Below are 18,802 nucleotides of genomic sequence, written 5' to 3'. Positions count from 1 at the left end.
GTCATTCCCGCATCCGGGGACGCTCGGGGCGTCTCCGTCATCAATGCGGGGGAGTGGACGAGGGAACGGCGATGAGGGTTTACGAAGCCATAGTCAAGGGCCTGGAAGACGTCGGAGTCCGGGCCGCTTTCGGCGGTGCCGGAGAGAACGCCGCCGGCCTGATGCTGGCGCTGAAGCATTCGCAGCAGATCCGGCCGATCATCACGCGGCACGAGCAGGCCGCGTCCTTCATGGCGTGCGGCCACGCGATGTACACGAACGAATTGGGCTTCTGTTTCGCAACGGCAGGTCCCGGTGCGTTCAACCTGTTCTCCGGTCTGGCTGTCGCGATGTCCGACTCCTACCCCGTCCTGGCAGTCTCGGGATACGCCTCGAGGGCATGGCAGGGATGGGGCTCCCTCAACGAAACCTCGGGCCTGAACCGGACACCCGACTCCCGGGCCATGTTCGCCGCCACGACGAAGAAGTCCTTCCTGCTCGCCGACGCCGCCGACACGTGCGACGTGCTCGAGGAAGCCGTCAACATCGCCTTCGAAGGAAGGCCCGGCCCGGTGCACATTCACGTTCCCGAGGACCTCACCCACCGTGGTGTCGAGGTGACGGACTTCCGGCACATCCGCCTCGACGTGGCCCCGGTCGTCCCGGATCGGGCCCGCGTGGCGGAGATCGCCTCGGTGCTGGGCGACGCCCTCACACGGCGCAAGCGCATCGTGGCGCTCGTCGGGTTCGGCGCGATCCGCAGCGGAGCGGGAGCGGAGGTCCGGCGCTTCATCGAACGCTTCCAGATTCCCCTGCTCACCACGCTGGACGGCAAGGGCATCGTCTCAGAGGGGCACCCGCTCTCGGTGGGCGTCTTCGCGGACAGCGGACACTCCAGTGCGTGGAAGGCGTTTCGCGAGGCCGACGTCGTGCTGTGCGTCGGCAACTCCCTGAATCAGCATGCCACGTTCAACTACCGCGAAGACCTCTTCGAGAACAAGGTGCTCGTCCATGTGAACATCTCCGAGACCGAGTTCCACAAGGCCTACCGGCCCGACTACGCGCTGCTCTCCGACGCGCGCCTCGGGCTGGCCGCCCTCCACGAGGCACTGGACGAACGGGTCGGCGACGTCCCGGCGGTCGACGTCGACGGCCGCGACTACGAAGCCCGTCACATCACGCACCTGACTGGAAAGATTCACCCGGGGGAGCTGGCCCAGGCGATCGGCAGGATGCTGCCCCCACGAGGTGTTCTGCTCGCCGACGCGGGAGCACACCTCGCCTGGCTCGGCTACTACGTGGAGCTGGAGGAGGGGCAGAACTTCCGCAAGGTCGGTTCCTTCGGGCCGATGGCCGGCCATGTCAACGGCGCCATCGGAATGAAGGTCGCGCACCCGGAACGGACCGTCGTCGTCGGGTGCGGCGACGGGTGCTACTCCCTGTCCGGTTTCGAGCTGATGACCGCCGTCGAGAACGACATCCCCGTCATCTGGATCGTCTTCGACGACCAGGAGTTCAAGCTGATCAAGCTGTTCCAGCTCGTCACCTACGGCGAGACGGGGCTCGTCGAGTTCCAGAACCCGGACTTCGCCGCGTACGCGCAGGCGTGCGGCGCCGACGGTTACCGCGTCGAGACACTGGAGGAGTTCGAGAAGGCGTTCCGTGAAGCGCTCGCCTCCGGCCGGCCCTCCCTCATCGACGCCCGGATCACGCGATGGGCCGTCCCCCACTACAGCCCCTCGCCCGACGGAGTCATCGCCGGCCTCGTCGAGACCATCGAGGCACGCTTGCGCGGCTGACGGCGTCCGTGAAGGGACAGCGGTATGAACGACCCGATGAACAGCCACAGCCGTGCCGGGTTCGAGGCCCTCGTGAACCGCCCGCTGCTCGCGTCGATCTGGCGTCGCCGCACCCACCGGGTCAGCCGCGGCAGCTCGGTCGAGGCCGGTTCGATGAGCTGGGCCTCCACCGCACCACGAGCCCCGCTGACAGAGCTCGAAGAGGCCGTCCTCATCGCCATCACGGGCTGCTCCGGCCTCACCATGCCGGACCGTCCTTTCGCCGACCCCCGCGACGGCAAGCCCATCATGGCCAAGCCGAACCTCAACATGGCCGGCCGGACCGCGGGCAGCCCCGACAACGCCCAAGGCACGCACTTCTTCCTGATCAACGACACCGGCACCTACTTCCTGCGCAACCTGCCCCCTGCATCCGACGGAGGGGCGTCGGCGCTCGACCCGGAAACCCTGTGCTCGCGCGCCGCCGAGGCGAAGGTGCGGCTCCTCGACCACCGCATCGACGTACCGGAAGGGAAACGGGACTTCCCCGCCTACCTCGACTCGAACCGGTTCCTCTCGAACCTCCCGGGCACCACCCTCCTCTTCCCTGTGGTGGACCTGTCACGGCAATACATCAACGGGCTGATGTACCTGCTGACCCAGCCCGAGGGGGCACGGCCGGCGATCGTCGACGACCGGAACCTCTACCGCTCGGCGGGCGTGCGCACATGGGTGAAGTCGGGGTTCCTGAACGAAGACATCAAGCTGCCCCTGGGATTCATCTGGGCCATGCGGACGCAGATCGAGGCCGACCTGCTGCTCCAGAACCTCATGCTCACTGCCGACGCCATGGGTCTCGGAGCCTGGATCCACGCTTCGATCGCCCCGTCGATCATGCTGGGCGACCCGAAGTTCCGTCCCGCCTACGGTCCCATGCTCGGCTTCGACTGGACCGTCCCGCGGTGGAGACCGGCGGACCTCCTGCGCTGGCAGGTGCCGCTTCCGCGCTACGCAGACCTGAGGGCGACCGCCGTGGGCCTGCGGCACAACGGTGAACACCTCATCAAGGCGATGTGCCCGCCCAACTACGGCACCATGGGCGAGGCGGTGGACGCCGTCGTGGCGGGGAAGTTCGGGCCGGCGGGCATCTACTCCGACGAGGGGTTGTTCGCGCGCATCTACCGGGGGGACTTCGGAAGGCAATACCTGCACGAGGCCAGCGACTACTCCGCCGACGTCATCGCGTGTACGCGGGACATCTGCACCTACATCTACGAGACGCACGGGCGGTTTCCCGCCCACTGCGACACGATCCACGTACCGGGCGTGTGGCTGCAGGCCCATCACCTCGAGAACGCCTACTACGAGCGGTACTTCCACGACGGTCTGACCGAGGCCCACCGCACTCACGACGAGTACTGGCACGGGGAAGGGTGACGGGACCTTGAGAAACGGACCTGTCCGGGACGGTGACCGTCCCGGACAGTCCTGGGAAGCCCTCGTGGTACCGGGCCGTCAACCTCAGTCGATCCGTTGGCAGATGGCCACCGGCAGTCTCGGTGACCAGGTCTCGGTGCTGTGGTCGTAGGCGCGGGCGTAGCCGTTGTTCCCGGGGGCGCAGGGAGCGGTGATGTTCGTCTCCAGATAGACGGCCCCGCCGGGGATGCCGGAGTTCGTCTTGGCGGTCACGGTGCTGTGGTACCTGATCTTGCCCGTGTTGTACTTGACGACCACGTAGACCTTGCCGCCGAGGGTGAAGTTGCCACCACCGACCTTGAGATGGCCTCGGTAGGTGTACTGGAACAGGTAGAGGTCGCCAGGCGCCTTGTCCAGAGCGGCCGGAGTCGTCGACAGGCCCTGGGCGGGCAGGCCGACGGGTGCCGCGTCGGCCGTCGCCGTCGGTGTGACGCCGAGGCCGACCACGGCCAGCGCTGTTGCGGTTACTGCGGAGCGGCGCGCCCAGCCAGAGGCCGAGCGTCGGAACGTGTGCATGACTGCTCCTTAGGGCGGTTCGGAACCATCAGTCCTACGGGCGTGATTCTGGTAGGCCCGCGGAGACCGCCGCGTACGGGAAGAGCTGGTCAGCGCGCCGCGGTTGCAGGCCTGGACGACGGATCCCTAGTCAGTCACGGGACCGGGCGGTGAGGGTCCGGCAGAGGCATCGATCACGTCGCCGCACCGAGACCCTTGATGTCGGCGGCGTCCGCGCTCTGCTGCCTGGCGGAACGTCCGCACTCCCCGGGAGACAATGGTTCAAGCATATTCCGAACGGGTGAACTTCGCCGCTCCAGCCGCTCCAGCCGCTCCAGCCGCTACCGCTGAGCGCCTCCGGACCCGCGGCGCTTGACACCGCACTTCGCCGCGTGAGCGCGGCCCACCTCCGCGGCCTTGGTGCCGAGGTGGTGTCCGAGCGCCCGGTAGGCGTCGAACTGGGCGTGGTCGAACCACTGGTCGAAGGTGGCCTGGCGGGGGAAAGCCTTCTCCCGGAGGGCGTAACTGAGCAGCTCGTACGGCATGTCGGGGGTCAGACTGGCCTTCACGAAGATGATCGTCCCCAACGCGACGGCCGGTGCGTCGGGCGAGAACTGGACAGGTTCCGGGTACTCGATCGTGCCGCGCACCACGCAGGTGGCGGAGAACCGGCCGTTCAGGGAGGCCATCGGCACCTCGGGCGCGAGCGGTTTCGCGCTGCCGGGAACCAGGTTCAGCAGATCCTGGCCCTCGTCATCGAAGGTGATCGTCACTCCGAGGTCCTCGTAGGCGAGTGTGATCGCCTGCGCGAGGGTGGTCGCCAGCGGCGGCGAGTCCCCCGAAGCGTCGATGACATAGATGGTCCGGCAGCGGAGCCGGAGCATCTCTACCAGGCCGAGATTGTCGAAGTGCCCGCCGTCGGTGCACAGCAGCAGGGGAGTGGTGTCCGAGTACCGGCCCACCAGCTCCTGGAGCTGGTACCGCAGTCGCCGTACCCGCGGCAGCCGCGGCATGATCCGGTTGGGCCCGTACGTCGCCAGTTCCGCGAGGTACAGGGGGTTGGGCACCCAGGTGCCGAGCCGAATGTTGGACAGCGCGAGCAGCCGCTCCATGAACATCGTCTGGGAGCCCATCGCGGAGGCGAAGGCCGCTCCGGACACGGCGACGGCGGACTGTACGGTCAGGTCGCGCCCGATCAGCGCCGGGGCGGTCTTCTGCAGAGTGCCGGTGCGGACCCAGCCGGTGTCGGGTCCGCCGCAGTAGTCGGATGCGAAGGTGAAGGGGACGGCGGGCCGGCCGGGCGCGGTGCGGTTGCGCAGGGAGACGGCCGCGGAGGCGGCGAAGATGACCTGGGGGAAGCCCTCCACCCGCTGTGCGTAGGGGTTCAGCAGGGTCGGCTCGTTGTTGTAGTCGTACGGCAGGGCGCCGACCGAGCCGTCCTTCAGTACCGCGCGGCGCACGGCGAAGGCACCGGCCAACCGTTGTCGGTAGAAGGGGTGCAGGCTGAATGTGGTCTGGTCGATGACGAGTGTCAGCACGATCAGGGCGATCGGCACCCCCCACTGCCACCCCGTGTGCCAGCTGCCTGCGTAGACGGCGGCCCAGGACATGAGGGCGAGGCCGAAGAACGCGACCAGGAGCAGAACCAGCCAGCACACCAGGGCTTTCACCCAGCTGCTGCCGACCTGCGTGACGAGGGACGTGCCGCCCCTGGCGAACGGACCTGCCTGCTCACCGTCCGGCTTCAGCCTCTTCACCGTTTTGTGGACCGCGGTGAACCACGTACCCGCGGCGGTCGCCGCCGCGGTGATCGCGCCGAGCAAGGCCACTCCCGCCCCGCTGTCGTCCCAGTACCCGGCCTTGCCGGCCTTGTGGGCCAGAGAGGAGAAGAACCAGATCACCGAAGGAAGGACGACCGAGTACGCGGCGACCGCCAGCGCGAGGCCGGTGAGTGTGTTCACCGTGCTGCGCAGCCATGCGGGGCGGGACTTGTCGCTGCCGGCCCGCGCGAAGGCGTACCCGACGGACACCAGGCCGGCCAGGCCGAACAGGACGAGGACGGGTTGCCAGGCGTTCGGGTACAGGTCAAGGGACGAGTCGAACCCCTCCGCTTCCGCCGCGAGGGGGCGGAGTGCGATCAGTGGAAGGTGTGAGTAGAGCTGATGCAGGAACTGACCTGCCACGGCGAAGACCAGCGCCAGCATGCCGAAGGAGACGGCCATCCCACGCAGCACCGCCCCGGCGGCGTGCAGCTTCTCCTTGGGCGCGTCCGCCAGGTACTTCGCGTGCCGGCGGATGTGGTCCTCCTCCGGGCTGCCCGGCGCGAACACGTCCGCGGGATTCGCCAGCCCCGGCCGCACTGAAGGGCTCCCGTCCAGGGCCCGGAGCCGGGCATCGGTCAGGGCCAGCTGGAAGGCCCCGGCGGTGTACCCGCCGCCGGACACCGACACCAGATACCTCGCCTCGAGCAGTTGACCGCGCAGTGCCTGCAACGCTCCGAGGGTGACCGAGGCCGAGCGGATGCCGCCGCCGGAGACACAGAAGCCGAGCTCCGCGGGGTGGCGACCGGGAGGCTGGTACGCGCGGGTGCGCCAGCGGGTCACCGCGCTGTCCTTCGGGGTCCGGGCCTCGGCCCGGTGTGGTTGCAGCGGGTCGGGGGCGGTCCACTCGGGCCGGGGCTCCCAGTCGTGGGGCGCGGCGGGCGGGATGATCACGTCCGGGTCGCTCCACTGGCTCTCCGTGCCGTCCGTGAGCCTGTGGGCGTGGGCCACGACGGGACGGGGGCGGTCCTCCAGCGCACTCCGCACGAAGGAGGGGTCCAGAACCCGGCGGCAGTAGAGGGTGACGACGATCAGGATGGCCGCCGCCACCAGCGGGACGACGAGCGCCCATTTGACCTGGGCGAAATAGGCCGCACGCGTCAGGTCCGGTACCGGGTCGGCGGCGAGCCGGTTCAGAGCCCTCCAGAGGAAGAGGTTCTCCACGCAGTCCGCAACCACCGGCACGGGGGTGAGGGCGAGGGCGCGCCGGGCCCACAGCCGGGTGGACTCCCGGTAGAGGAAGAGGTGCCCGAGCCCGAAGGCCCCGGCCAGGGCCGCCGCGTAGCCGGGAACGAACATGCGCCAGTCGAGGACGAGGCCGTTCTGGAACAGCGTGCGGCCGTCCCCGCCTTCGACGCCGTTCACGATGGCGCGGGCCCCTTCGGCCGTCGTCGCGAACTGCAGGAGCAGTTCACCCTTCCCCGAGGGCTTGTCAAGGAACGGCGGATCCACCGTGTACCAGATCATCATGCAGAGACCTGCGGTGAGCCCGAACAGACACAGCCCCACCGCCCAGCCCGGAATCTCTCGCAGCCTCGACTGCGTCGGAGCATTCGGCATGCACGCAGAGTAGTCAACCGGATCCCGTCCGGACGTCATTTGTGGCGGTGCTCTCGGGCGGTTTTGCTCGAAAGGAGTCAAGTTCCGCGGCGCGTTCGTGGTACGGCAACCGCGACATCTTGGAGACCAGGGCCCACATCCGGCGCTCGTCGGCCAGCTCGCCCGGAAGGACGAGGCCGAGGGATTCGGCGAGCGGTTTGCGTCCCGAGTTCACGAGCGCTCTCACGGCCGCAGCCCATTCGTCGGTTGCCGACACGGCCGCGCGGTACCACACCGGAATCAGGACGCCCGGCAGCACGATGGCCATGAGCAGCAGCGGGACATCGGGGTGAGCGGTGGTCAGGGCTGCCGCCGCACAGAGGACGACGGCGCAGTGGCCGAAGACAAGGGCAACGAAGAAGTCGACGTTCGCGCGTGCGAGATCGACCTGCCGGCGGACCTGCTCCGGCGCGTTCCCGGTCAGTTCGTTCCACATCACCTGGGTGTCGAGGCGGAATCGGTCGTAGCCGTACTCCTCAAGCCGCCGGATCGCATTCCCGAGCTTCGTCGGTGCCAACTGCTCGGGGGTGACCGGGTAGCGGGCGAGCCGTTCACGGAGCAGCGCTCGCTGTACGGCGGTGCGCCGCCGGTCCTTGCGGGCGGCCCGTTCGATCCGCGGGTGGGCGCGCAGGGCGGTCAACCGGACGACGTCATCCCCTGCCAGCCGGTTCTCCCGCTCCTCGCGCTCCAGCCGCATCAGCGTGAGCCGGTCCTGCAGATCCTGCTTGGCCTGGCGCCGGCGAGCGCACCCGTACGCGGCGAACGCGCTCGGCCATAGGGCGTACCCCTCAAGCACACGGTAGAGAGGGTTCTGGAGGGCGCTGAGGGTCAGCCCGAGGAGGACCGAGACGCTCAGCACTCCGACGGACAGTGGCGTGACACCCGCAGACCACAACTTCGCGGACCAGCCGCGCCCCAGGCTCGGCCAGACGGCCACGACGAAGAGGCACACGTTCAACGCGGTCGGCAGGAGCCATCCCACCAGCACGGTCCAAGCGCCACCCAGAGCGCTCTTGGCGATGTCACCCATGTGTCACCACTCATCGTCATCGTCATCGAAGGGTGGTCCGGGCGGCGTGCTCTCGTTTGACCCATCAGGCGGGGGCGAGGCCGCCCCGGGGGGCGGCGGAGGCAGGCATGGCATCGGCGCGGCAGAGGGCGACTCGGCAGAGCGCAACTCGGCAACGAACTCCAGGCACGAGGCGTAACGATCCTCAGGACGCTTGGCCAGCGCCTTTGCCATCACGGCATCGACACCGGGCGCGACCTCCGGACGCCTCTCGGAGAGGGCTGGGGGCGGATCGTACGTGTGTGCCCACAGCAGCGCCATGTCGCTGTCGCGCTCGAATGGCGGCCCGCCGGCGAGGGTTTCGTAGACGACACAGGCGAGGCTGTAGAGGTCGCACCTGCCGTCGACCGTGCCCCCTGAGATCCGTTCCGGTGCCGTGTAGTCGAGCGTGCCGACGAACTCGCCCGCGGTGGTGAACACGGTGAGCGCCAGCGTCAGTCCGAAGTCTGTGAGGTAGACGTGCTCGGCGTGGTCGCCGTCGGTGCCCTCGGCGACCAGGATGTTGTCGGGCTTGACGTCGCCGTGGACCAGATCGTGCGCATGGGCCGCGTCGAGTGCGGATGCCACTTGAGAGGCGATGCGCAGTGCGGTCGGGACGGGCAGGGGGCCGTCCCGGTCCAGCCGGGTCCGCAGGTCCGGACCGGGGACGTACAGCATGGCGATGTACAGGACGCCGGTCTCACCGACTTCGAAGATCGGCAGGATGTGCGGGTTGTCGATCGACGCGGCACCCCGCGATGCGTGAGCGACGCGGCGTCGGAAGGCGTCGTCACGGCTGCGCTCGGGGGCGATCAGCTTGAGCGCGACCGTACGGTCCAGTCGCAGGTCCGTGGCGCGGTAGACGACGGACATTGCCCCACGGCCGATCTCGTGCTCCAGCCGGTAGCCCGCGATCTCTCTGCCTTCCGGGAACCCTCGGTGTGCCTCCATCGATCAGCCACCACCTTCACGCCACTTGCCGAGTCCTGGTGGTCACACACCGCCCTCGATGAGCGTCCAGCCCGAGGAGACCTGGGCGAGCGAGCCGACGTTGGCGTAGTTGCCGTTGACGAGCGTCGAGGTCCAAGCGGTCCCGTCGTTCTTGTAGAAGAACAGGCTGTCCGAGGTCCGGCCCACCTTGTCCCAGATGCCGGAGGTGCCTATCTTGCGGAAGTCGATGCCCGAGCCGTCGGTCGCCTTGGACACGCGGAACTCGAGTTCGCCGCCGGCCCTCGCCCAAGACAGCACGGAGTCCTTGGTCGCGGTCAACTCCCCCAGGAAATCGTCTCGCGGGATGCTGCCCGTGTCCGTGTAGACGCCACCCGTGAGGGTCCCGTAGCCCACGTTGCTCCAAGGGAAGTCGCCCGACCCGTGCCTGGCCGCCGAGACCAACGTGTCGCACGATGCTGCCATGGTCCCCCAGCCCTTGCTGAAGTTGTCGTACACGCGCACCTGTCGGTAGACGCCGTTCTTGAGGGTGCCTGTGACGCCGTGGCCGGTGTTCCCGTTGTAGAAGATCACGGAGTCGCCGGACGCCTCAACGAAGGTCCAGCCCGTGGAGAAGTTGTTGAAGGTCTGGGTGCGGGCATAGTTACCGCCCTTGAAGGTGCCTACCTCCCCGGCCCCCGTGTTCTTGTTGTACAGCACCAGTGAGTCGCGGCTGGCTGCGGCGTGCGTGTAGCCGGCCGCGAGGTTGAATGCCGACTTGTACTGCCAACGGCCGGCGGAGAGGGTGCCGGTGCCGGCTTCGCCGCTGCCGGCCTTGTAGAACAGGATCGAGGTACTCGGCGTCGTCTCGTTGCAGTACGGCGAAGCAGCGGTCGCGGATGTCACCGGACCGGCCAGCAGGACGGCCGTCGCGGACGTTGCAGTGGCAAGTGCGGCCACCAGGGATTTCCTCATGGTTCTCCCCATTTCCTCGCACTTGGGCGCATACGGCACCAGGGCGTGCGGCCGGCTATCAGGGCATGCCGGAATTCCCCGCGCCGCCGTGCGCGAATCTGAAGGAGGACGCCCTTACGTGCAGCCGGCCCCCACGGTGCCGGGCGGCCGCCGCAACCGAGCTTGTTCCACGCTCGTGCTCAGGCATCCTCGTTCATCGTGCGCTGCCCATGGCCGCACCGCATCTCGGTGCGGCCCGAGCGGCTGCCTCGATCCGTGTTCTTCTCGCCGCCGCCGTCGTAGGCGCAACCTTCGGGATGCACGGCCCCTACAGTCCGCTCTCTGGCGCGGGCGAGGCAGCCGCCAAGGCGCTCGCGCCGAGGCTTACTCAACGCCACCTGGCCGCGGTGCATCGCCGCATGGAACGTTCCGTAGCCGTCGCGCGCGGCCTCACGACTGTCTCGAGAGGTGCCGGAAGCAAATGAGCGCCGCGGCGATCCCGGCGAAGGCCGGCAAGCGTTCCGCCTTGCGCTCGGAGCGACGGTGCAGGCGGCGGCACACGGCCAGCCAGGCCACCGTCCGCTCCACGGTCCAACGGTGCCATCGTCGAAGCGTCTCAGCTCTGCTGCAGCAGCAGCCAAGCCAAGCCGATCGACGTGGGCACGGGCACCAGAATCCTGTTCTTCTCCCGGGCCATGAGCTGACCGAGCGTGACAGGGCGGCCTTGGTGATGTCCTTGGTGGAGGTGTCGTTGTGGTGTCGGGGCGAAGGGCGCGCGGCCTGCTTCGGATCCCGTGCTGGTTCGGTGCTGGTTCAGACGTGCTGCGCGCGAGAAAGCCGCAGGTGGTAGCTCTGACCGGATGAGTTGTCGTACCACTCGATGGTGGTCCCGATGAGACTGGCGGCGACGATCCGCCGGATTCCGGATGGAGGACTCGGGACGGTTCCGGGGGAGACCATGTGCACCACTTCCAGGGTGTCTGCGGGGACGTCGGGTGTGGCCACAACGTAGAAGTCCGCAGGTCACCGGTATATGTGGCGTGCCATCACAATCAACCCCACCTGAGTGTGTACCACCACCACTCGGCCGCGACACGGCCACTCTCGCCTGCCGCAGGCTGTCTCTTCCGGCGGTCCCGTCAGAGAGTTGGGGAGTCGGTCGCGCGGGCGGTGTCGTCGAGGCGGCCGTCGATCCACGGGTGTCGCGCCGCGTCGCGAGCGGCCGGGGGTGCGCCCGGGTGTCGGTTGCGGGTGCGGACGTTCTCCACGACCGCCCAGCCCTTGCCGCCGTCGAAGGTCCTGAACTCGACCAGGTGGTGGTCGAGGTGTCCAGTGATCATCACTGCCATGAGGGACAGGTACTCTCCCCGGAGGTCGGGGGTGAGCTCGCCGTCCTGCGGCCCTCCCAGGAGGACCGGCTGTTCCTCGGCCAGGAGCGTGCAAGTGGTCTGGACGGCTCGGACGAGTGCCTCGAACTGCTCCCCGCTCAACCGCGTCCGTAAGAACTCCAGATGGGAGCCGAGGACGTCGGCCTCCTCGCCGCCTCCCGACCCACCGGGATCCACCTGCGCTCCAGGCCTTCCAGGGTCCGGCGGATGGTTCTCGGTCATGCTTCCGCCCTTCCCCCAACGGCCGTTGCCCTGCGCAGTGTAGGCCGAGGCCCGCGCTCCGGCGGCGCTCTTCGGCCACCCGGCCGGCCCCGGCTGTCTGCTCTGCGGCGCCGCGGGCCCCAGGCACCCCCGAACGCAATCGACTATGCCAATTGCACATTCGCAAGGAATGCAATTTCGGCAATTCCGGGATGGATTAACCGCGTTCACTCTCCCAACGTTGACAGCGTGCTGCGTCTTGAGGGTAAATGAGTTCACAGGTGGCCTGATGTGGTCGCAGCCAGGCTGGATCAGGCCACTCCGTGACCGGTTCATTCCGCCCGTCACCTGGTGTGGCCGTGGCGGTGTCGCAGTAGAGGGGTGTTTGGGTCGCGGGTGTACAGCGTGGTCGTGTAGTGAGCGGGTATTGACGAAACCGATTCTTCCGTGGGGGATCAATGGCCCAGCTCAGTTCTTTTTCCGTCCCCGATTTCCACCTTCCGTTCGGAAACTCCAAGCATCCCGGGGCCGCCCGGGCGAACGCCGAGGCGACCTCGTGGGTGTTGCAACACGAGCTCGTGACCGCCGCAGCCGAGCAGTTCTCGGGCATCGGCGTGGGCCACCTGGCCGGCCGGGTGAGCGGTGACGTCCCCTACGAGCGGGTCCTCTTGCTCGCCGAGTGGATGGCCTGGTCGTTCGTCCTGGACGACCAGCACGACCACCTCATCAGGGCGGGAGAGGTCGCGGCCTGGCGGCCCATCACCGATGCGATCACCGGCTATCTGCGAACGGGGCGGATCGAGAGGTCGGCAGCGGGCCGAAATCCGTTGGTGACGGGATTCGTCGACCTGTGCGACCGGATCCTGGCCGGCATGTCAGAGGGGACCGCGGCCCGGTACCGCACCCGTGTCCCCCTCATGCTCCACTCCTTGGACCAGGAGGCGGGCAACCGCGCCGCCGCGAGGCGCCCGGGGGTCCAGGAGTACGTCCTCATGCGCCGCCACAGCTCCCAGATCCTTCCGATGATGGACATGGTGGAGGCCGGGCTCGGGATCGACCTCCCGCAGAACGTCCACGACCTCCCCGAGTTCCAAGCTCTCACCGCGAGCGTGCTCGACGTCATCTCATGGGGCAACGACGTGTTCTCCCTGCCGAAGGAGCAGGCCTGTGGGGACACCAACAACCTCGTCTCCCTCGTCTCCTTCTGGGAGAGGTGCTCCCTCCCCGACGCCGTCCGGGCGGTCGAGGGGCGCATTCAGGAGCGCATCGAGCAGTACCTGACCGAAGAAGAACGTCTGATTCAGGCCGTCAATGCGCTCCCCGGGACGGAACCGTCGCTGGTCGACGCGGTCACCCGCTGCGTGCGCAGTTACGAGGACTGGATGATCGGCGCCGATCTGTGGCAGCGTTACGAGTGCACGCGGTACAGCGACGAACGGTTCGCGGCCGGACTGGAGTCTGCGTACACCCGCCCGGATCTCATCTCCGCGGCGTGACGGGAAGTCAGTTCATGGCAGCTGAAGCGCATTCCGGTCCCGAGGTCCATGCTCCCGTCGCCCCAGGGCGGTTACCGCTCCTGGGCCACGCGCTGCAACTGTGGCGCGGGCCGATCGCGTTCCTGGAGTCGCTCCGGGAACACGGCGACATCGTGCGGATCGACATCGGCACCTGGCCCGTCCACGTGCTGACGAGCCCGGAGCACGTCCACTCCGTACTGGTCCAGCAGGCACAGCAGTTCGGCCGGGGAAGGATCTTCGACAGGCTCCGCCCGGTGTTCGGCAACGGGATCGTGACCACCGACGGCGACTTTCATCGCAAGCAGCGCCGGATGATGCAACCCGCCTTCCACCGCAACCACATCGCCGAGTACGCCGAGGTGATGTGCCGGCAGGCGGAGGTGATGTCCGCGTCGTGGACGGCCGGCCGCGAGATCTCCATGGTCACGGAGGCGCGCGGGTACGCGATGTCCTCGGTCGCCGAGATGATCTTCTCGGGGGACCTGAGCCGGCCCGCCGTCGACGAGGTGCACCGCTCGCTTCCCATCGTCCTGGAGGGCATGCTCGTGCGGGCGGTCATGCCCAAGTCGCTCGACCGGCTGCCCATTCCGTACAACCGGCGGTTCGACGGCGCAGCCGCCCGGCTGCGCCGGACCATCGACGAGGTGATCGAGCAGTACCGCGCCGAGGAGCCGGCCGGGCGGGGCGACCGCCACGACCTGCTCTCCTTGCTGCTGGCGGGCGTGGACTCCGAGACGGGCTCGACGATGGATGCCGAGCAGGTGCGGGACGAGGTCATCGCCATCATGCTCGCCGGCACCGAGACCTCTGCGACCACCCTGTCCTGGATCTTCCACGAGATCGGCCGGCACCCCGAGGTGGAGGCGCGCGTCCACGCCGAAGTCGACTCGGTGGTGGGGTCCCGGCCCGTGCGTCCCGAAGACATACCCGCGCTGACCTACACGCACGACGTCTTCCAGGAAGCCCTGCGCCTGCATTCCCCCTTGCTCTTCACCCGCAGGGCCCTGGCCCCCCTCACCCTCGGCGGAATCTCGATCCCGGCCGGCGCGGAACTGGCCTACAGTCCGTACGCGTTGCACCGGGACCCCGTGCTTTTCCCCGACCCCGGCGTCTTCGACCCGGACCGCTGGCAAAAGGGGGCGAAGGAGCGGTCCCGTACTCACAGTTACGTCCCGTTCGGGGCCGGCCAGCACAAGTGCATCGGCGATTCCTTCGCCGTGGCGGAGATCCTGACCGCGGTGGCAACCGTCGCCTCGCGATGGCACCTGAAGCCCGCCCCGGGCATCACCGTGCGTGAACTTCCCGCAGGGATCCCGCAGCCCAGCGAACTGCCGATGATTCCCGTGGCGCGGAAGGTACATCACTCTTCTCGTACGAGTGATGAGAAACCGCAATAGTGTGCTGAAAGAGCATCAACTCCTCCTCCGGCCCGTACACTCTGCCGCACGTGTCTGGAGGGGGCAAAGGATGTCGCAGGTCGCGGAACCGAGAAGCTGGAACACTCAGCCCCTGCTGGAGCGGAAGGCGGAAGTCCTCGCGATCCAACGCGCGGTGGACGCACTCTGCGGGATCTCGGCCAATGGCTCGGCCAACCGCAGCGGGGGTGTCCTGACCTTCGCCGGATCGGCCGGCATAGGCAAGACCACCCTGCTGAACGAGGCTCGCCGCCACGCCGCCGACCGCTCCTGCACCGTGCTCTTCGCGCGCGGCGGCGAGCAGGAGCGGCAGGTTCCGTTCCACGTGATGCGCCAGCTCATCCAGCCGGCCCTCGCCGCCATGAGCGAGGACGAACGGCGCGACGCGCTCGGCAACTGGTACGGCATCATCGCCCCCGCGCTCGGGCTGACCGCCGCCCCGAAGGGTCCGACGGGGCCCGACCCGCAGGGCGTGCGCGACGGACTCGACTGGGTGGTCACGCATCTGGCGGTGCGCAACGCCCCCGTCGTGCTGATCGTCGACGACGCGCACTGGGCGGACGCGGAGTCCCTGAGCTGGCTCACCTCCTTCGCGGCGCGCGCGGAGGAACTGGCCATGCTGATCATGGTGGCCTGCCGGCCCGACGAGATCCCCGCCGACGCCGGCGCGCTGCGCGCCCTCATGGGACGCCAGGGGACGCGCCCGCACGAGCTGGCTCCCCTGACCACGAGCGCCGTCGCGCGCATCGTGCGCGACGCCCTCGGTGAGAACGCGGACAACGTGTTCTGCCGCGAATGCTGGGCGATCACCGGCGGAAACCCCTTCGAGGTGGTCGAGCTGGTCATGAAGGGCCGCGACCGGGGGTTGAAGCCGTACCAGGGCAACATCCCCCAACTGCGCGACCTGGCTTCCGCGGTCAAGGGCAGCGGCCTGATCGACCGGCTCGAACAGCTCGGCCCGTCCACCGTCCGGCTCGCGTGGGCCGCCGCCGTGCTCGGCACCGCGGTCCCCCTCGGCATCGTCGGTGGCGTGGCCGCCCTCGGTGAGGCGCAGGCCGCCGAGGCCATCGACCGGTTGCGGGCCGCACGCATCCTGACCGTCCTCACGGGCGTACGGCGCAAGGAGGTCGTGGAGTTCTTCCACCCGCTCATCGCCACCGCCGTGTACCGCTCGATCCCGCCCGGTGTACGCGTAGCCATGCACGGGATGGCCGCCCAGGCCGTGATCGACGACGGGCAGGGTTCCGCGGCCGCCGCCCGCCACCTGCTGGAGATGCACCCCGAGGGCGACCCGTGGGTCGTACAGCAGCTGCGCCAGGCCGCGCGCGAGAGCTTCTCCGCGGGCGCTCCTGACGCCGCGCGCCGCTACCTGGCACGTGCCCTGCGCGAGCCCCCGGAGGTGGAGGACCGCGCCGAGGTCCTGTTCGAACTCGGATCCGCCAACCTCCTGCACGAGCCCGCGACGACGATCAACCAGCTCAGGGCCGCGCTGGAGGAGCCCAAGACCGACCAGGCCCTGCGCGAGGCGATCACGTACCGGCTCGCCCAGGCGCTCGGCCACACGGGTCAGCTGGGTCTGGCGGCAGGGCTCCTCGCGGAGGAGGCCCGGCGTGCCACGAGCTCCCGTACGCGGCTGCGCATGCAGGCCGAGCAGTTCAAATGGAACGCTGTCCGGTTCGACGAGGAGAACTCGCCCGCCCGCTCCCGGCTCCTCGCCCAGTTCGCCAAGCGGCTCACCGGCCGGGGTCTGCCCGAGCGGCACATCCTCGGTCTGCGGGCCTGGGACGCCGCGATGCGCGGCGAGTCCGCCTCCACCGCCCTGGAGTACGCGGAACAGGCGCTCGACGGGGGCATGAGCTGGACCGACCAGGACTTCGGCTTCGAGGTGCCCGCCGTCCTCGCGGTCACGCTCATGTACTGCGACCAGCCCGGCCGGGCCGAGGACCTCTTCAACACCGCGATCGTCGAGTTCGAGGGGAAGGGCTGGCGCGGCGCGCACCTGTCGTTCGTCTACACCCTGCTCGGCTACGTCCGCTACCGGCGCGGGCAGCTCGCCGAGGCCGAGGACTTCGTACGCAACGGCCTGCAGATCGCCGACCGCGTCGGCACCGGGATCCCGGCGCAGTGGTACGCGATCGGTACCCTCATCGAGACCCTGCTCGCCCGGGGGAACACCGCCGAGGCCCAGCGCATCGCCAAGGCCTACAAGCTGGCGGACGGCTTCCCCCAGGCCGTGGTCTATCCCGATCCGCAGGCCGTGTGGGGCAAACTGCTCCTGGCCCAGGGCAGGATCGAGGAGGCGGAGCACCACCTCACCGCAGCCGGCCGGCGCCTGGATCTGCGCGGAACGCGCAATCCCTCGTGGAGCCCCTGGCAGCTGGACCTGGCGCTCGCGCAGGCAACGCACGCGCCCGAGCAGGCACGGGCCACGGCGGCCGAAGCGGTCGCACGGGCCCGCGCGTTCGGGACGTCCAGCGTGATCGGACACGCCCTGCGCGTCGCGGCCGCGGCCGCGGACCCGTCCCAGGCGGCGGGCCTGCTGCAGGAGGCGGTGGAGCACCTCGAACAGTCTCCGGCCGCCTGCGAACTCGCGCACGCGCTCATCGACCACGGCATGGCCCTGCACGCCATCGGCGACCCGCACCAGGCGGCGCAACAGACCTACCGGGGCATGGAGTTGGCCGCCGACTGCGGCGCCGACGGGCTCGTGAGCCGGGCCAGGACCCAGCTGGCCTCGGCAGGTCTGCGGCCTCGCCCTCTGCACACCTCCGAGCAGGACACCTTGACCGTCGCCGAGCTCACGGCTGCCCGCCACGCCTCGGCGGGGATGGACAACAGGGCGATTGCCGCGGCGATGCACACCAACGCCCAAGCGGTGTCCGAGCTGTTGTCCGCGGTCTTCACGAAACTGGGCACCGACCGGCTCGGACTGCACCGGGCCCTCGGAGCCTGATCGCCCGGCCGGCCCGGAGGGGAGCCCGGGCCGGCGCCGGCGTTGGCTCAGGTGCGCCCCGCTGCGTCTCTGGTCAGCACGGCTCTGCCGCGTTCAGAGACCGACCGCCAGCGTCAGTTCAAGGACCCGCTGGGGCGATGCGAGGTCCGGGAACAGCTCCCGCAGCTGCGACATCCGGTACCGGACCGTCTGGGGATGGACGAACAAGGCCGCCGCCACCTCGTCGCGCCTGCCCTGGTGCAGCAGCCACGCCCGCAACGTCTCCTCCAGCCGCCGTGAGGTCGTGACCGGCAAGGTCCAGAGCGGTGCGAGGGCTCGGGCACGCAGGTCTGCGAACGCGTCCGCGTCAGCGCTCAGCACGAGCTCGGGCAGGTGGTCCTCGGTGTCGCGAATATCAGGGGAGAGGGAGCGCGCGCGTACGGCTCGTGCGTACGAGGCGGACGCACGCGTCCACGGCCGGGCCGGGCCGACCACGGCGGTGCGGTCGGTCAGCTGCCGCAAGAGATGCGATCGGTCGGCATCGGGTACGAGCAGCACGCCGGTGCCGTCCGGCAGATCATCGAGGACGAGGGTGCTCGGGTCGAGCGCGCGGTAGACGGGCCGGGCCTGGGCGGCGGGCAGCAGGACCGCGGTCAGCGAAACCGGAGGCTGCCACCCGGCCCGTCGAACCGAGGCGAGCAGCACGTCCGTGCTCGCGCCGGCGAGGAGATCGCGGGCCAGGTGCTCCAGGTGGCGCTCGTGGGCCCTGCCCCGGGCGGCCAGTTCGTCGGCATGGCCCGCGGCGCTCGCGGCGGAGAGCTCGTCGATGTAGGCGAAGGTCAGCTCGGCGAACTTGGCGACCTCGGCCGCGGGCAGACCTGCGGGTACGGCACCCGCTGCCAGGCATCGCCAGGCCACGCGGGCGCCGACGCGATAGGCGCTGAGCAGGGCGTCCATCGAACGGCCGTCGCGCACCTCGCCGCGGCCCAGCTCGTAGGCCGCGTCACCGGCGTCGCCGCCCGTCGCGTTCCCGGTCGCGAGGTCCAGGTAGTGCCCCAGGGCGGTGCGGACGGATCGGCGGATGGTGGCGCCCATGCGGCCCGAAAGGGCGTTGGCGTAGGGATGGACCTCGTCGATGATCGCCTCGACGACCTCGTCGGCGGTGTTCTTCAGCGCGGCCCGAAGTGCGGTGACCGTCGTCTCGTCCAGGGCCAGCTCGCTGGCCCTCCTGCTTGCATGACTCACTTTTTGTTCCCTGCGAACAATTCAGCCG

At 69.1% G+C, this 18,802-nt stretch carries 14 protein-coding genes; 5 read left to right on the top strand and 9 right to left on the bottom strand.

Features of this window, described 5'->3' with window-relative positions; all coding sequences use genetic code 11:
• The first annotated feature begins 71 nt into the window (after nucleotides 1–71).
• Both ACODT5_RS06675 and ACODT5_RS06670 read left to right on the top strand, forming a co-directional pair.
• The gene (locus tag ACODT5_RS06675; protein WP_422518257.1) at nucleotides 72–1,778 is read left to right on the top strand and encodes a thiamine pyrophosphate-binding protein; all 1,707 of its coding nucleotides are present in this window, start codon (nucleotides 72–74) and stop codon (nucleotides 1,776–1,778) included.
• A 24-nt stretch (nucleotides 1,779–1,802) separates the two neighbouring features.
• Nucleotides 1,803–3,194 (top strand): hypothetical protein, encoded by a 1,392-nt coding sequence (locus ACODT5_RS06670; RefSeq protein ID WP_422518256.1) that lies wholly within the window; start codon nucleotides 1,803–1,805, stop codon nucleotides 3,192–3,194.
• Between the two features lie 84 nt (nucleotides 3,195–3,278).
• Here ACODT5_RS06670 and ACODT5_RS06665 read toward each other — a convergent pair whose 3' ends face one another.
• From ACODT5_RS06665 to ACODT5_RS06630, 8 genes are all read right to left on the bottom strand, one after another.
• Nucleotides 3,279–3,749, bottom strand: coding sequence for a hypothetical protein (locus ACODT5_RS06665; RefSeq protein ID WP_422518255.1), 471 nt, complete (start codon nucleotides 3,747–3,749; stop codon nucleotides 3,279–3,281).
• Between the two features lie 320 nt (nucleotides 3,750–4,069).
• Nucleotides 4,070–7,108, bottom strand: coding sequence for a patatin-like phospholipase domain-containing protein (locus tag ACODT5_RS06660; RefSeq protein WP_422518254.1), 3,039 nt, complete (start codon nucleotides 7,106–7,108; stop codon nucleotides 4,070–4,072).
• A gap of 13 nt (nucleotides 7,109–7,121) precedes the next feature.
• Nucleotides 7,122–8,177 carry a hypothetical protein gene (locus ACODT5_RS06655; protein WP_422518253.1) on the bottom strand — a complete coding sequence of 352 codons (1,056 nt, stop codon included), beginning with the start codon at nucleotides 8,175–8,177 and terminating at the stop codon, nucleotides 7,122–7,124.
• A 3-nt stretch (nucleotides 8,178–8,180) separates the two neighbouring features.
• Nucleotides 8,181–9,146 carry a serine/threonine-protein kinase gene (locus ACODT5_RS06650; protein ID WP_422518252.1) on the bottom strand — a complete coding sequence of 322 codons (966 nt, stop codon included), beginning with the start codon at nucleotides 9,144–9,146 and terminating at the stop codon, nucleotides 8,181–8,183.
• A gap of 42 nt (nucleotides 9,147–9,188) precedes the next feature.
• Complete coding sequence (locus tag ACODT5_RS06645; protein ID WP_422518251.1) at nucleotides 9,189–10,097, bottom strand: hypothetical protein; 909 nt, start codon at nucleotides 10,095–10,097, stop codon at nucleotides 9,189–9,191.
• Between the two features lie 179 nt (nucleotides 10,098–10,276).
• Nucleotides 10,277–10,399, bottom strand: coding sequence for a hypothetical protein (locus tag ACODT5_RS06640; RefSeq protein WP_422518250.1), 123 nt, complete (start codon nucleotides 10,397–10,399; stop codon nucleotides 10,277–10,279).
• 490 nt (nucleotides 10,400–10,889) lie between these two features.
• Nucleotides 10,890–11,081, bottom strand: coding sequence for a hypothetical protein (locus tag ACODT5_RS06635; RefSeq protein WP_422519664.1), 192 nt, complete (start codon nucleotides 11,079–11,081; stop codon nucleotides 10,890–10,892).
• 134 nt (nucleotides 11,082–11,215) lie between these two features.
• Nucleotides 11,216–11,686: a hypothetical protein gene (locus ACODT5_RS06630; RefSeq protein WP_422518249.1), complete on the bottom strand. Its 471-nt coding sequence runs from the start codon at nucleotides 11,684–11,686 to the stop codon at nucleotides 11,216–11,218.
• Between the two features lie 557 nt (nucleotides 11,687–12,243).
• On the opposite strand from ACODT5_RS06630, the gene ACODT5_RS06625 reads away from it, so the two are divergent.
• From ACODT5_RS06625 to ACODT5_RS06615, 3 genes are all read left to right on the top strand, one after another.
• Nucleotides 12,244–13,161: a terpene synthase family protein gene (locus ACODT5_RS06625; protein WP_422518248.1), complete on the top strand. Its 918-nt coding sequence runs from the start codon at nucleotides 12,244–12,246 to the stop codon at nucleotides 13,159–13,161.
• 14 nt (nucleotides 13,162–13,175) lie between these two features.
• Entirely contained in the window at nucleotides 13,176–14,579 is a 1,404-nt protein-coding gene (locus tag ACODT5_RS06620; protein WP_422518247.1) for a cytochrome P450, read from the top strand.
• A gap of 70 nt (nucleotides 14,580–14,649) precedes the next feature.
• The gene (locus ACODT5_RS06615; protein WP_422518246.1) at nucleotides 14,650–17,550 is read left to right on the top strand and encodes an ATP-binding protein; all 2,901 of its coding nucleotides are present in this window, start codon (nucleotides 14,650–14,652) and stop codon (nucleotides 17,548–17,550) included.
• 93 nt (nucleotides 17,551–17,643) lie between these two features.
• Here ACODT5_RS06615 and ACODT5_RS06610 read toward each other — a convergent pair whose 3' ends face one another.
• Complete coding sequence (locus ACODT5_RS06610) at nucleotides 17,644–18,774, bottom strand: PucR family transcriptional regulator (RefSeq protein ID WP_422518245.1); 1,131 nt, start codon at nucleotides 18,772–18,774, stop codon at nucleotides 17,644–17,646.
• Between the last annotated feature and the right edge of the window lie 28 nt (nucleotides 18,775–18,802).

The organism is Streptomyces tatrensis (assembly GCF_049310065.1).
Lineage (GTDB): Bacteria > Actinomycetota > Actinomycetes > Streptomycetales > Streptomycetaceae > Streptomyces.
Note: the sequence above shows the minus strand (reverse complement) of the source record. Positions and strands in the feature narration are given on the sequence as shown.